Here is a 15,063-nt window from a genome sequence, read left to right as displayed (position 1 = left end):
CCTGATGCTGGGCGGCCCGGTGTGCCTGCCCGACGAGGAAATCACCCGGGTGATCGAGAAGTTCAAGGATTACGGCCCGCGCCCGAAGCAGGCGGCCTGAGCGGCGATGGCGTCTGAGGCGGAGCAGGAGAACGGGGCCGTCGTCGACCTGCTGGTGGTCGGCGGCGGCGTCAACGGTGCCGGCATCGCCCGCGACGCGGTGGGGCGCGGCCTGTCGGTGCTGCTATGCGAGAAGGGCGACTTGGCCGAGGGCACGTCGAGCCGCAGCGGCAAGCTGGTGCATGGCGGGCTGCGCTATCTCGAATATTACGAGTTCCGCCTGGTGCGCGAGGCGCTGATCGAGCGCGAGGTGCTGCTGGCGGCGGCGCCGCACATCATCTGGCCGATGCGCTTCGTGCTGCCGCATGACCGGGGCCTGCGCCCGGCCTGGCTGCTGCGGCTGGGGCTGTTCCTGTACGACCATCTCGGCGGTCGCAAGCGCCTGCCGCCCAGCCGCGGCCTGAACCTGCGCCGCGCCCCGGAGGGATGGTCGCTGCAGGACCGTTTTTCCAGGGGGTTCGAATATTCCGACTGCTGGGTCGACGATGCCCGGCTGGTGGTGCTGAATGCCCTGGGTGCGGCCGAGCGCGGCGCTGAGATCCTGACCCGGACCGAATGCGTGTCCCTGCGCCGGCAGGGCGGGCTGTGGCACGCCGTGTTGCGCGGAACCGATGGTGCCGAACGGCATGTGACAGCCCGCGCCGTGGCCAACGCCGCCGGCCCCTGGGTCGACCGGGTGCTGACCGGCACCGCCGGCCTGACCTCCACGAAGAAGATCCGGCTGGTGCGCGGCAGCCACATCGTGGTGCCGAAATTCTACGACGGGCCGCAGGCCTATCTCGTGCAGAACACCGACAAGCGGGTGATCTTCATCAACCCCTATGAAGGCGGCCACCTGCTGATCGGCACCACCGACATCCCGCAATCCGGCGACCCGGACCGGGTGGCGGTGGACCCGCAGGAAATCGCCTATCTCTGCGGTGTCGTGAACCGCGCGTTCCAGCGCCAGATCGGACCCGCCGACGTGGTGCACGCCTTCGCCGGCGTCCGCCCGCTGTTCGACGACGATGCCGCCAACCCGTCGGCCGTCACCCGCGACTACGTCTTCGATGTCGATGCGGAGAACGGGCAGGCACCGATCCTGTCGGTGTTCGGCGGCAAGATCACCACCTTCCGCAAGCTGGCGGAGCACGCGCTGGACCGGCTGCGCCCGTTCTTCCCGGCGATGGGCCCGGCCTGGACCGCGGCAGCCACCCTGCCCGGCGGCGACATGCCGGACGCCGATTTCGACCGCTGGCTGGCCGGGTTCCGCCAGCGCCATCCCTGGCTGCCGGAGGATCTGGCGATTCATTACGGCCGGCTGTATGGCACCCGGGCCGAAGCACTGCTGGACGGCGCCGGCACGGTTGCCGATCTCGGCCGGTGTTTCGGCGGCACGCTGTATGAGCGCGAGGTGGCTTATCTGCGCGCCCAGGAATGGGCCGAGGACGCCGAGGACATCCTGTGGCGCCGCACCAAGCACGGGCTGCACCTGACCCCGGACGAGACCGCCGCCTTCGCGCAATGGTTGGACGCCGAAGCCCCTTCGGCGCCCCGCGCCGCCGCCCGCTGAGTTCCGGAGAGGCCAATGACCCTCGACCCGTCGACCGACCCCGACCTTCGCGCCCTGCGCCGCCTGTCCGCCGAACTCGGCCGCGACCCGGACCGGGTGCAGGCGGCCGGCGGCAACACCTCGCTGAAGCGCGACGGCGTGATGTGGATCAAGGCGTCCGGCACCTGGCTGGCCGCGGCCGAGGATGAGGACATCCTGGTGCCGGTGCGGCTGGATCCGCTGCTGCAGGCGATGCGCGACGGCGACCCTGGCGCGGAGACCGCCCGCGCCTTCGTGATGGCCGAGCACAATCCGCGCGGGCTGCGGCCGTCGATCGAGACCACCGTGCATGCGGTGCTGCCCTTCGCCGTGGTGCTGCATGTGCATTGCGTGTCGACCATCGCCCTGGCGCTGCGGACCGACGCGGAGGCGCGCCTGGCCGAGCGGCTGGACGGGCTGCCCGGCGTCGACTGGGTGTTCGTACCCTATTGCAAGCCCGGCCTGACCCTGTCGCACGCCATCGCGGCGCGGCTGCGGCCCGCCACCAATGTCGTGGTGCTGGGCAATCACGGGCTGGTGGTGGCGGCGGATGGCGTCGCGGAGGCAGGCGCGCTGCTCGACCGTGTCTGCGCCGCCCTGGCCCTGCCCCGCCGGCCGGCGCCGGACGCGTCGCCCGAGATCCTGGCCGATTTCATCCGCGGCACACCCTACCAGCTGCCGCGCGACCCCGTCGCCCATGATGTGGCAACCGATCCAAACAGCCTGGCGCTGGCGACCGCCGGGGCCTTCTATCCGGACCATGTCATCTTCCTCGGCGCCGCCGTCGCCACGGCCGATACGCCCGAAGAGCTGGCAGCGCTGGGCCGGCAGCCGCGCGCGCCGGCGATCGTGGCGGTGCCCGACCGCGGCGTGGTGCTGCATGAGGGCGTGCTGCGCGGCGCGGACGAGATGGCGCGTTGCCTGGCCGATGTCGCCGGGCGGGTGCCGGCCGGCGCGCCGACCCGCGCCTTCACCGCCGCCCAGGTCGATGAGTTGACCCAATGGGACGCGGAGCAGTATCGCCAGTCGTTGAGCCGGCAAGGAGCATAGATATGGCGGAGACGGCACGCGCGATCGGCATCGATGTCGGCACCTCCGGCGTGCGGGGGGTGGCGGTGGACGCCGCCGGGCGCCCGGTCGGCCGCGGCGCCATGGCGACCGACAGTCCCGGCCTGGATCCACGCGACCCGGAGGTGTGGTGGCTGGCCACGGTGGCGGCGCTGCGCCGGCTGGCGGCCGAGGCCGACCTGTCCAAAGTGGGCGCGCTCGCCGTCGACGGCACCTCCGGCACCGTGCTGGTGACCGATGCGGCCGGGCGGCCGGTCGGGCCGGCGCTGATGTACAACGATGCCTGCCCGGATGAGGCGGTGCTGGCGGCCATCGACGCCGTGGCGCCGGCCGGCAGCGCCGCCCGTGGCCGCAGCTCCGCCCTCGCCCGCGCCCTGGTGCTGCTGCGGCGGCCCGGCGCCGTGCGGGTGCTGCACCAGGCCGACTGGATCGCCGGCCGGCTGTCCGGCCGCTTCGACGTCACCGACGAGAACAATGCGCTGAAGACCGGCTACGACCCGGTGGCCCGGCGCTGGCCGGACTGGATCTTCGGCCTCGGCATCGACCCCGGCGCGCTGCCGCGGGCGGTGGCGCCCGGCACCCCGACCGGCCCGGTCGGGGACACGGCCATCGGCCTGGGCCTGCCTGCCGGCGCCGTGGTCTGCGCCGGCACCACCGATGGCTGCGCATCGTTCCTGGCGACGGGGGCGGACGCGATCGGCGATGCGGTCACGGCGCTCGGCTCGACCCTGGTGCTCAAATTATTGTCCGACCGACCGGTCGATTCTCCGCAGCATGGCGTGTACAGCCATCGCATGGGCGACCGCTGGCTGGTCGGCGGCGCCTCCAACAGCGGCGGCGCGGTGGTGGCACAGCTGTTCGGGCGCGACCGGCTGCCGGCGCTGACCGCGGCGCTGCGGCCCGACCGGCCGACCGGCCTGTCCTATTACCCGCTGCCGAAGCCGGGCGAGCGCTTCCCGGTGGCCGACCCGCAGCTGGCGCCGGTGCTGGAGCCGCGCCCGGCGGATGAGGCGGTGTTCTTCCAGGGCGTGCTGGAGGGCATTGCCGCGATCGAGGCCCGCGCCTATCGCCTGCTGGTCGAGCTGGGCGCCCCCGCCGTCACATCGCTGCGCAGCGTCGGCGGCGGCAGCGCCAATGCCGGCTGGACCGAGATCCGCCGGCGGCAACTGGACGTGCCGTTCCTGCCGGCCTTGTCCGAAGATGCGGCAGAGGGTACAGCCCGGCTGGCCCTGGCCGGACTCGGAGGATCTTGATGCTGGAGATCGGTACCATCGAGCGGATCGACGGAATCGGCGCGCTGATCGACCGCTTCGGCAGCTTCTTCATCGACCAGTACGGCGTGCTGCATGACGGCCGCCATCCCTATCCCGGCGCGATCGAGGCGCTGCGCCGGCTGAAGGATGCCGGGTGCCGGGTCGTGCTGCTGTCCAATTCCGGCCGGTCGGCCGCCTACAACAGCAGGCGGATGGAGACGCTGGGCTTCGCCCGCGACAGCTATGACCATTTCGTCACCTCAGGCGATGTGGCGCTGGCGCTGCTGCGCAGCGGCGGCCTGCCGGTCGCCCCCGGCTCCGGCACCCGCTGCCTGGTGATCTCCAGCGGCGAGGATCGCGGTTTTGCCGAGACGCTGGGCTTCGCCGAGGCCGAGACCGGCGACGCCGCCGATCTGGTGGTGATCGCCGGCAGCCAGGGGCACCTGATTCCGCTGGAGCGCTATCGCGAGCTGCTGGCCCCAGCCGCCGCCCGCGGCGTGCCGGCGCTGTGCACCAACCCGGACAAGATCATGCTGACGGCGCAGGGCCCCGCCTTCGGCGCCGGCCGCATCGCCGAGATGTACGAGGCGCTCGGCGGCACCGTCACCTGGGTCGGCAAGCCGCATCCCCTGATGTACCGCCATGCCGCCGAGGTCGCCGGGGTGGACCGCCCGCGGGACGTGCTGTGCGTCGGCGACAGTGTCGAGCACGACATCGCCGGCGCCCGCGGCTTCGGCGCCGCCGCCGCCCTGGTCCGCACCGGCATCCATGCCGGCCTGGGCGATGAGGAGATGGCCCGGGAGTTCCAGGCCGTCGGCTGCGTGCCGGATATCCTGCTGCCGTCCTTCCGTTGGTGAGGCGGGCGTTACTGCCGTAACCGGATTCTCCAGGGCCGAAATCAGACCGCAACGCCGCCGGCCGAGGCTGTCAGCGTCGGACATCGTGTTGTCCGAACGGTCTGAGCAGGAAGCCCGAACATGGACGCCAACCAGGCGGATGATTTCGACGAGCGCGTGCGCGCCAACCAGCGCAGCCTCGCCGCCGACCTGAAGCCGCATTATGATTTCATCGTCTGCGGCGCCGGATCGGCCGGATCGGTCGTGGCCCGCCGCCTGGCGGAAAACCCCGATGTCAGCGTGCTGCTGCTGGAGGCCGGCGGGTCCGACGACGTGCCGGCCGTGATGGATTCCACCCTGTGGCCGACCAACCTGGGCACCGAGCGCGACTGGGGCTTCCAGGCACTGCCGAATCCGCGGCTGAACGGCCGCGCCCTGTCGCTGTCGATGGGCAAGGTGCTGGGCGGCGGGTCCAGCATCAACGGCCAGGTCTGGTCGCGTGGGCACAAGAACGACTGGGACTATTTCGCCGCCGAATCCGGCGACCCGGCCTGGGGCTACGAATCCGTTCTGGGCCTCTATCGCCGGATCGAGGATTGGCACGGCGGGCCGGACCCGGTGCGGCGCGGCACCGGCGGGCCGGTCTTCATACAGCCGGCCCAGGATCCGATCGCCATCGCCCCGGCCATGCTGGAGGGCGCACGTTCGATCGGCATCCCGAGCTATGACGACCAGAATGGCGAGATGATGGAAGGCCCCGGCGGCTGCGCCATCGCCAACCTGATCGTGCGCAACGGACGGCGGCAGTCGATCTTCCGCAGCTATGTCCATCCCATTATGGACCGGCCGAACCTGACGGTGCTGATCCACAGCCTGGTGACGCGCGTGATCGTCGAAGGCCGGCGCGCCACCGGGGTCGAGGTCGAATTCGACGGCCAGACGCATCGCATCGGCGCCGGGCGCGAGGTGGTGCTGTCGCTGGGCGCGATGCACACGCCCAAGGTGCTGATGCAGTCCGGCATCGGCGACCAGGACGACCTGGCCCGCTTCGGCATCGGCATGATCCAGCACCTGCCGGGCGTGGGCCGGAATTTCCAGGACCATCTGCTGGTTGCCGGCTGCCTGTGGGAATACGAGCGCCCGATCGCCCCGCGCAACAACCTGGGCGAAGCCACCCTCTTCTGGAAGAGCGACGCGGCGCTCGATACGCCCGACCTGCAGCCGATCCAGGTCGAGATCCCTTACGTCAATGCCGAGACCGCCAAGCTGAATCCACCGGCCGCCAGTTGGTGCCTCCTGCCGTCGCTGGTGCGGCCGAAGAGCCGGGGCCGGATCCGGCTGACCGGACCGAACCCGCTGGACCCGATCGAGATCGACGCCAACGCGCTGGCAGACCCCGCCGACCTGAAGGCGCTGGTCACCTGTGTCGAGATCTGCCGTGAGATCGGCAATTCGCCGGCGCTGAGGCCCTTCACGAGGCGCGAGGTGATGCCGGGCGGGCTGACGGGCACGGTGCTGGAGAACTTTGTGCGCGACGCCATCGTCACCTATTTCCACCAGACCTGCACCGCCAAGATGGGCCGGGACGAGATGTCGGTGGTGGATGGCGAGTTGCGGGTCTACGGCGTCGACAACCTGCGCATCGCCGACGGGTCGATCATGCCGCGGGTAACCACCGGCAACACCATGGCGCCTTGCGTGGTCATCGGCGAACGGGCGGCGGACCTGCTGCGGCGCGACCACCGGCTGTGATCCCGTCGCCGGCCCAGCCGGCGACATCCCCGCCCGGCTAGGCCGGGCTGGGGCGGTTCAGGAAGGAGGCGATGATGGCCTCGCCCATGCGGACGAACCGGGCGCTGGGCCCTTCGGCCCCGACGCTGTTCCGGCTGACGCGGGCGCCTTCCAGCAGCAGCCACAGAGTATCGGCCAGCAATTCGGCCTGGATGGCGCCGGCGCTCCGGCACAGCGCCACCAGCCGCTCGCGCTGATCGATCTTGAAGTCCTCGACCACCCGATGCGCCGGGTGATCCGGCTCCGCCAGTTCCACGATGGCGTTGACCATGTCGCAGCCGCGCCTGTCCTGGACCACGCATTCCGCGCAGCCCCGGAGCCAGGCGTGCAGCCGCGCCACGGGATCTTTCGGATGGTCGGCTTCCAGCCCGGTCCAGATCGCATCGGCTTCCGCAGCGAAACGATGCAGACATTCGACGATCAGATCGTCCTTCGAGTTGAAATGACGATACAGCGTCATCTTATTGGTGCCGGCCGCCTCGGCGATCGCATCAACGCCAACACCACGAAAGCCATGCTTGTGAAACAGGTCGCGAGCCGTGCCGACGATCCGTTCACGCGGGCGCAATGCTTCGGATTGCAACTGCAATCGTGCTTTTTCGGCGGGCGTTACCACTGTTGTCGTCATCTTCTCTTGACGCGCTGGACGGTCCATACCAATATGACGTTACTTACCGGTAACACCCCGATCGGCATGGGTCAAGACTTGATCCAGGCGCGGGGTGTTCGGGCGTTTTCAAGGGATCGCTTGACGCCGCCCGTGCCGAACGATAATCAACCACATGGTTATTTAACCCAGAGGTTTACTATGGCCTGTCGCCTGGCCGCCTCACGTCCCGTCTGCGGCCAGCGCCGGTGCGAGGCTTTCCAGCCGTCGCGCGCCCTGGATTTGCGAAACCAGTACGCCCGGGTTCCCTCATGATCGGTTTCTTCGTCCAGCGTCCGATCTTCGCATCGGCCATCGCCGTCATCATGGTGCTGGCCGGCGCCATCAGCTATTTCCTGCTGCCGATATCGCAGTTCCCCGACATCACGCCGCCGCAGGTCGTGGTCAGTGCCCAGTATCCGGGCGCCAGCGCCCAGGTCGTGGCCGACACGGTGACCACGCCGCTGGAGCAGCAGATCAACGGCGTCGAGGGCATGATGTACATGTCGTCGACCTCGTCGAACGACGGCACCTCGAACATCACCGTCACATTCCAGGTCGGCTACCCCCTCAGCATCGCCGCGGTCGACGTGCAGAACCGGGTGTCGCAGGCGGCCTCTTCGCTGCCGGCGATCGTCAACCAGGGCGGCATCACGATCCAGAAGCAGAACCCGAACTTCGTGCTGATCGTCGACCTGACGTCGCCGGACGGGTCGGTCGACCCCGTGGAGCTGAGCAACTACGCCTATCTGCAGATCGTCGACCCGATCAAGCGCCTGCCCGGTGTCGGCAATGTCCAGATCTTCGGCGAGCGGCGCTACTCCATGCGCATCTGGCTGGATCCCGACAAGCTGGCCAATCTGGGCGTCACCGCGGTCGACGTGCAGGACGCGGTGGCCGAGCAGAACGTGCAGGTCGCGGCCGGCAAGATCGGCCAGTCGCCCGCCCCCGCCGGCACCGCCTTCGAGCTGCAGGTCAACGCCACCGGCCGCCTGAGTGACCCGGCCCAGTTTGGCGACATCGTCGTTCGCGCCGATCCGACGACCGGATCGGTGGTGCGGCTGCGCGACGTCGCCCGGATCGAGCTCGGCGCCCTGCAATACTCGTCCTCCGGCTATTTCGGCGGCCGGCCGGCCGTGGTCATCGCCGTCTTCCAGCAGCCGGGATCGAACGCGCTGGCGCTGCAGGCAGCGGTCCAGTCCAAGATGGAGGAGCTGAAGCAGCGCTTCCCCAAAGGCATCGAATACGGCATCCGCTACGACACCACGCGCTTCGTGTCGGCGGCGATGGAAGACGTGCTGAAGACGCTGCTGGAAGCGCTGGCGCTGGTCGTGCTGGTGGTCTTCGTCTTCCTGCAGAGCTGGCGCACCACCCTGATCCCGGTCATCGCCATCCCGGTGTCGCTGATCGCGACGCTGGCGATCATGGAGGGCATGGGCTTCTCGCTGAACATGCTGAGCCTGCTCGGCATGGTGCTGGCCATCGGCCTGGTCGTCGATGACGCCATCGTCGTGGTCGAGAATGTAGAGCGGCAGCTGGAGGCCGGCCTGCCGCCCCTGGCGGCGACGCGCAAGGCGATGACCGAGGTCACCGGCCCGATCATCGCCACCACGGCGGTGCTGATGGCGGTGTTCATCCCGGTCGCCTTCATCCCGGGCGTCTCCGGCCGCCTGTACAATCAGTTCGCCCTGACCGTCGCCATCTCCGTCGGCCTGTCGGCCTTCAACTCGCTGACCCTGAGCCCGGCCTTGAGCGCCGCGTTCCTGCGGCACCGGCCGGGCACGAATTTCGCGCCCTTCCGCTGGTTCAATGCCGGCTTCAACTGGCTGTCGCACGGCTATGCAGCCCTGGTGCGGTTCCTGATCCGCATCCGCTGGCTGGTCATGGTCCTGTTCGTGGGCGGGCTGGGCTTGACCTACTGGGTGTCGACACAGCTGCCATCGACCTTCCTGCCAGTCGAGGACCAGGGCTATTTCTTCGTCGTCATCCAGTTGCCCGACGGCGCATCGCTGGAGCGCACCGAAGCGGTGGCGAAGAAGACCCGCGAGATCCTGGAGGCGACGCCGGGCGTCGAGACGGTGGGCGAGATCGTCGGCCTGAACTTCCTGACCAGCGCCTCGCAATCGAACTCCGCGGCCCAGTTCGCCATTCTGAAGCCCTGGTCCGAGCGCGGACCGGACGAGAGCGCATCTGCCCTGGCCAAGAAGGTCGGCGGCCAGCTTTGGATGCAGGTCCCTGAAGCCCTCGCATTTGCCTTCGATCCGCCGTCGATCCCGGGCATCAGCACCACGGGCGGCTTCGAATTCCAGGTCGAGGACCTGTCCGGCCAGGGTGCGATCGCCCTGAGTGCTGCGACCCAGGCGGTGCTGGCAGAGGCCCGGAAGCAGCCTGAGCTGGACGCGCAGCAGATGTTCAGCAGCTTCAGCACCACCACGCCGCAATACAATTACGATTTGGATCGCAACAAGGCGAAAATGCTGGGGCTGAACCTGCCCGACGTGTTCAACACCCTGCAGATCTATCTCGGGTCGCTGTACATCAACGACTTCAACCTGTTCGGCCGCACCTTCCGCGTCACCATCCAGGCGGACAAAGATGCCCGCGGATCGGCATCCGACCTCTCGCGCCTCTATGTCCGCAACTCGGCCGGCGGCATGGTGCCGCTGAGCACGCTGGGCGACCTGAAGCCGATCGCCGGGCCGGACACGGTGCCGCACTACAACAACTACACTTCGGCCAAGATCAACGGCTCACCCGCCCCGGGCTACAGCTCGGGCCAGGCGATCGCGGCGATGGAGCGGGCGGCGGCCACGGCGCTGCCACCCGACTTCACCTATGAATGGACCGGCATCACCTTCCAGGAATTGCAGGCCGGGTCGGTGGCGTCCCTGGTGTTCGGCCTCGCCATCGTCTTCGTGTTCCTGATCCTGGCGGCGCAGTATGAGAGCTGGTCGATGCCGTTCATGGTGCTGCTGGCGGTGCCATTGGCCCTGTTCGGCGCCTTCGCCGCGCTGTGGGCCCGGTCGATGCAGATCGACGTCTACTCGCAGATCGGCCTGGTCATGCTGATCGGCCTGGCCGCCAAGAACGCCATCCTGATCGTGGAGTTCGCCAAGCGGCTGCGCGAGGAGGGCCACAGCATCGTCGACGCGGCGGCGGAAGCCGGCCGGCTGCGGCTGCGGCCGATCCTGATGACGGCCTTCGCCTTCATCCTGGGCGTGGTGCCGCTGATGCTTGCCACCGGCGCCGGCGCCGCCAGCCGCCAGTCGATCGGCACCAGGGTGTTCGGCGGCATGCTGGCCGCCACCATCCTGACCCTGATCGTCGTCCCCGTGTTCTACGCCGTGATCGAATCCCGGCGCGAGCGCCGCGGCGGCGCGGAGAACCCCCATGTTACCGACGGCCATCGGCTCGAGCCGAAGGCCGACCCGGCCGAATAGGATTGGAGAACCGCGCCATGCGCGTCCGTACCGTCATCCTGGGATCGATCGTCGTGGTTGCCGCCGTCGCCGCCGGCCTGTACCAGACCGGCCACCTTCCCCTGGCCCTGCTCGGCAGCCCGGTGCATGCCGAAGCAGCGGCACCAGCCGGGGGGCCCCCGCCCACGCCGGTGCCGGTGGCGGCGGTGCTCAAGCGGTCGCTGCCGATCTATCTCGACTACTCCGCGCGAACCGAATCGATCGCCGCCATCAGCCTGCAGGCCAAGGTCTCCGGCTATATCCAGGCGCAGCCGGCGGCCGATGGCACCGACGTCAAGCAAGGTGACCTGCTGTACAAGATCGACCCGCGCGACTTCCAGACCGCGCTGGACCAGACCAACGCCCAGCTGCAGCGTGACCAGTCCAACATCGACTATCTGCGCTCGAATTACGACCGTGGCACCGAGCTGACCAAGAACGGCTGGCTGGACAAGGACACCTACGACCAGCGCCAGAGCAATCTGAAGCAGGCCCAGGCGACCCTGGCCAGCGACCAGGCGGCACAGCGCCAGGCCGAGTTGAACCTGGGCTACACCGAGATCCGCGCTCCTTTCGCCGGGCGGCTCGGTCGCAACCAGGCCCCGGTGGGAACGCTGGTCGCCAACGGCGGCAGCCCCGTCAACACCCTGGTGCAGCTCGACCCGATCTACGTGACGTTCAACCCCAGCGAGGCCGAGCTGGCCAAGATCCGGGCCGCGAAGGGCGCGGGGAAGGTCACGATCGACGTGCTGTTGCCGGGCGAGACCGAGGCGAAGCACCAGGGCGAGCTGACCTTCCTGGACAACGCCGTCGACAACCGCACCGGGACGATCCTGGCGCGCGCCACCGTCGGCAATGCCGACTTCGCCCTGCTGCCCGGCCAGTATGTCCGCGTGCGCGTCCATCTGAAGCCGCAGCCGGACGCCCTGATGATACCGCAGGTGGCGGTCGCCGCGAGCCAGTTCGGCCGTTACGTCTATACCGTCAGCAAGGACAACAGGGCGGAACAGCACCTGGTGACCCTGGGCCCGACGGATGGCGAACTGGTCGCCATCGAGAAGGGGCTTACCGAGGGCGACACCGTCATCACCGGCAACCTGCAGAAGATCTTCTATCCTGGCATGCCGGTGCAGCCGCAGGCGCCGCAGGCCGCCCCCGCCGCCGGGTCCTGACCCGCGCGGCCACGGCCGCAATCCAGCAGCAGACAGCATGATCCAGCCGGCGGCGCCCCCGGGCGCCGCCGTTTTTTTGTCTGCGCGGCCATAGGCAGGAAGCATCGAAACCAGAGGCAGCCCGTATTGTCCCGCCCCGGCACAGGGATGGTATCCGTTCCGGCAACGCATCGGCCGTCGCACAGCGCCGGCCCGGCCATGCCCGAGACTTCGGGGCAGACCGGCGACAGGGAGGAACGACCCACCTCATCCGCCTTCGGACAGAGAGCTGCCATCATCATGACCGGTGTTCCGAACCCTGCGTCGCGGCGAAGCCGGGCGACCGTGGCCTTTGCCCGTGCCTTGGCGGTGTGGCGCGACGCCGTCCGGATCGGCGAGGCCGGGGCAGCCCCGGTGCTGGACCTGGTGATCCGCCTGTGGCTGGCCCAGACCTTCTGGGTGTCCGGCATCGTCAAGGCATCGGACTGGAACGCAGCGCTGTTCCTGTCATCCCACGAATATCCGGTGTCGTGGATGAACCCGGTGCTGGCCGCCTGGCTCGGCATCGCCATCGAACTGGTCGGGCCGGTCCTGCTGGCCCTCGGCCTGGCGACGCGGTTCGCCGCAGTGCCGATGCTGATCCTGACGCTGGTGGTGCAATACGCCTACCTGCCGCTGGACACCAACCTGCTGCAGGCCGTGCTGTTCGGCTGGTATGTGGTGATGGGCGCCGGCCCGATCTCGCTCGACCGCCGGATCGACCGCGGCATCGCCGCGACGGCGGTGCCGTTGGCCCGCCCACTGATGCGGTTCTTCACGGTCGTCACCCGCCTGGGCGGCCCGCCCTACCGGCTGTTCCTGCGGTACTGGATCGCCGCGATCTTCTTCGCCTCGGGCCTGGTCAAGATCAGCGATTTCGATACGACGATCCTGCTGTTCCAGTCGGAATACAGCGTACCGGTCCTGTCCCCGGTGCTGGCGGCCTATCTGAGCACGGCGGCGGAGCTCGGCTGTTCCGTTCTGATCGTGCTCGGCCTAGCCTCGCGGCCGGCCGCGCTGGCGCTGATCGGCCTGACGCTGGTGATCGAGATGACCTATCTGCACCATGTCGACCATCTCTACTGGATGGCGCTGCTGGGCCTGATCGTGCTGCGCGGCCCCGGGCTGCTGTCGGTCGATGCCCTGGTCGGCCGTGTCCTGCAGCGGCGCTTCCCGGCGATGCAGGACGTCCATTTCTCGACCCTGCACGACCTGCCGCATGTGGTGATCGTCGGCGCCGGCTTCGGCGGCGTCGCCGCGGCGCGGGCGCTGCGCCATGCGCCGTGCCGGGTTACCCTGGTCGACCGCCACAATTACCACCTGTTCCAGCCGCTGCTGTACCAGGTGGCCACGGCGGCCCTGTCGCCGGCCGACATCGCCACGCCGATCCGCAGCATGTTCCGGGACCAGACCAACGCCCGCATCCTGCTGGGCCGGGTCACCGGCGTCGACCCGGTGACGCAGGAGGTCTTCATCGGCGCCGAATCCCTCTATTACGACCACCTGGTCCTGGCCACCGGGGCCCGGCACGCCTATTTCGGCCATGACGAGTGGGAGAAGGCGGCGCCGGGGCTGAAGAAGATCGAGGACGCGACCGACATCCGACGCCGCCTGCTGCTGGCCTTCGAGCAGGCCGAAGGCGCGGCCGACGCGACGGAGCGGCTGGAGCTGATGACCTTCGCCGTGGTCGGCGGCGGCCCGACCGGGGTCGAGCTGGCCGGCGCCATCGCCGAACTGGCGCATCACGGTATGGCGCGCGAGTTCCGGACCATCGAGCCGGCGCTGGCCCGGGTGCTGCTGATCCAGGCGGGCCCGCGCATGCTGCCGACCTTCCCGGAGACGCTGTCGGCCGCCGCCGCCCGGGCGCTGGAAGCGCTGGGCGTCGAGCTGCTGCTGGACAGCGCGGTGGAGGCGATCGACGAGACCGGCGTCGTCGTCAACGGCCGGCGGATCGGCGTCCGTACCGTGTTCTGGGCCGCCGGGGTGGTCGCATCGCCGGCGGCGAAATGGCTGAAGGCCGAGGCCGACCGCGCCGGCCGGGTGCGGGTGCTGCCCGACCTGACGATCCCCGGCCTGCCCAATGTCTTCGCCATCGGCGACACCGCCTGGTCGGACGCCTGGGGCGGCAAGCCGGTGCCGGGGCTGGCCCCCGCCGCGAAGCAGGGCGGCACCTATGCCGCCCAGGTGATCCGGTCGCGGCTGGACGACCGGCCGGCGCCGCCGCCCTTCCGCTACCGCCATCTCGGCAGCCTCGCCACCATCGGCCGGCGCGCGGCGGTGGCGGATTTCGGCCGGATCCGGTTGAGCGGGCCGCTGGCGTGGTGGCTATGGGGCGCCGTGCACATCGCCTTCCTGGTCGGCGTGCGCAACCGGGTCGCCGTCGCCTTCGACTGGTTCTGGGCCTATCTCACCTTCCGGCGCAGCACCCGGCTGATCACCGATCGCACGCAGGACTGAAATCAGCGAACGGGAAGGCGGCGAAAGGTTTCATAGCCGCCGGATATCGAACCCATAACGACAGGGCATTTTATCCATTGTCTTCAGCGGCTTAGCGTCCTGTTGTCCGGCGCTGACCAAGGCGCCCCACGACGGAGACGACACATGACCACCAAGACAGCCGCCCTGACCATCACCTCCGCCCTGTTCGGCGCGGTGGCCCTGGCTGCCATCGCCGCCCCGAGCACCGCCAACGCGGCCGATCTGGCGAAGTGCTACGGCATCGCGCTCGCCGGCCAGAACAGCTGCGCCAACCAGGCCGGGACTCATTCCTGCGCCGGCCAGTCCAAGGTCAGCTACGACGGGTCCGAATGGCGGGCGGTCGGCAGCGCCGCGATCTGCAGCGAGCTCGGCGGCAAGACCGACGCCTTCAAGGGCGTGAATCCGAATCCGAAGAAGGCCTGACCGGCTTCCCCGGCCCAAGGTCCGACCGCATGAGCCCTCTCCTTCCTGGCGCGAATGCGGTGGCGGCGCCGATACCTGCACGGGCAGGTATCGGCCTGCGCCACCGTCACGTGGTGGATGTCCTGCGCACGCCACCCGATATCGGTTGGGTCGAGATCCACAGCGAGAACTACCTGTCCGATGGCGGGCCGCGCCTCGCCGCGCTGGAGCGGATCCGGCGGGACTTTCCGCTCAGCTGCCATGGCGTCGGC

At 69.4% G+C, this 15,063-nt stretch carries 11 protein-coding genes; 10 read left to right on the top strand and 1 reads right to left on the bottom strand.

Going from position 1 to position 15,063, the window contains the following annotated elements; genetic code table 11:
* Positions 1–106: 106 nt before the first annotated feature.
* The 5 genes from AC3XYG_RS40725 to AC3XYG_RS40705 all read left to right on the top strand — a co-directional run bounded on the left by AC3XYG_RS40725 (position 107) and on the right by AC3XYG_RS40705 (position 6,578).
* Entirely contained in the window at positions 107–1,651 is a 1,545-nt protein-coding gene (locus AC3XYG_RS40725; protein WP_489145626.1) for a glycerol-3-phosphate dehydrogenase, read from the top strand.
* A gap of 15 nt (positions 1,652–1,666) precedes the next feature.
* Positions 1,667–2,719 carry a class II aldolase/adducin family protein gene (locus AC3XYG_RS40720; protein WP_489145625.1) on the top strand — a complete coding sequence of 351 codons (1,053 nt, stop codon included), beginning with the start codon at positions 1,667–1,669 and terminating at the stop codon, positions 2,717–2,719.
* Positions 2,720–2,721: 2 nt separating this feature from the next.
* Positions 2,722–3,990 (top strand): FGGY-family carbohydrate kinase, encoded by a 1,269-nt coding sequence (locus AC3XYG_RS40715; protein ID WP_489145624.1) that lies wholly within the window; start codon positions 2,722–2,724, stop codon positions 3,988–3,990.
* Entirely contained in the window at positions 3,990–4,847 is an 858-nt protein-coding gene (locus AC3XYG_RS40710) for a TIGR01459 family HAD-type hydrolase (protein WP_489145623.1), read from the top strand. Before AC3XYG_RS40715 ends, AC3XYG_RS40710 begins: the two co-directional genes overlap by 1 nt.
* 120 nt (positions 4,848–4,967) lie before the next feature.
* Positions 4,968–6,578: a GMC family oxidoreductase gene (locus tag AC3XYG_RS40705; protein WP_489145622.1), complete on the top strand. Its 1,611-nt coding sequence runs from the start codon at positions 4,968–4,970 to the stop codon at positions 6,576–6,578.
* 37 nt (positions 6,579–6,615) lie between these two features.
* On the opposite strand, the gene AC3XYG_RS40700 is transcribed toward AC3XYG_RS40705, so the two are convergent.
* On the bottom strand, positions 6,616–7,272 hold the full coding sequence (locus AC3XYG_RS40700) for a TetR family transcriptional regulator (protein WP_489145621.1): 657 nt from the start codon (positions 7,270–7,272) through the stop codon (positions 6,616–6,618).
* A 263-nt stretch (positions 7,273–7,535) separates the two neighbouring features.
* Here AC3XYG_RS40700 and AC3XYG_RS40695 point away from each other — a divergent pair, with 263 nt between their 5' ends.
* From AC3XYG_RS40695 to AC3XYG_RS40675, 5 genes are all read left to right on the top strand, one after another.
* Positions 7,536–10,703 (top strand): efflux RND transporter permease subunit, encoded by a 3,168-nt coding sequence (locus AC3XYG_RS40695; RefSeq protein WP_489145620.1) that lies wholly within the window; start codon positions 7,536–7,538, stop codon positions 10,701–10,703.
* 17 nt (positions 10,704–10,720) lie between these two features.
* Positions 10,721–11,893 (top strand): efflux RND transporter periplasmic adaptor subunit, encoded by a 1,173-nt coding sequence (locus AC3XYG_RS40690; RefSeq protein WP_489145619.1) that lies wholly within the window; start codon positions 10,721–10,723, stop codon positions 11,891–11,893.
* Between the two features lie 279 nt (positions 11,894–12,172).
* The gene (locus AC3XYG_RS40685; protein WP_489145618.1) at positions 12,173–14,368 is read left to right on the top strand and encodes an FAD-dependent oxidoreductase; all 2,196 of its coding nucleotides are present in this window, start codon (positions 12,173–12,175) and stop codon (positions 14,366–14,368) included.
* A 144-nt stretch (positions 14,369–14,512) separates the two neighbouring features.
* On the top strand, positions 14,513–14,812 hold the full coding sequence (locus tag AC3XYG_RS40680; protein WP_489145617.1) for a BufA1 family periplasmic bufferin-type metallophore: 300 nt from the start codon (positions 14,513–14,515) through the stop codon (positions 14,810–14,812).
* Positions 14,813–14,841: 29 nt separating this feature from the next.
* The coding region (locus AC3XYG_RS40675; protein ID WP_489145616.1) for a multinuclear nonheme iron-dependent oxidase at positions 14,842–15,063 on the top strand (222 nt) is incomplete at its 3' end.

The organism is Inquilinus sp. (assembly GCF_057815775.1).
Note: the sequence above shows the minus strand (reverse complement) of the source record. Positions and strands in the feature narration are given on the sequence as shown.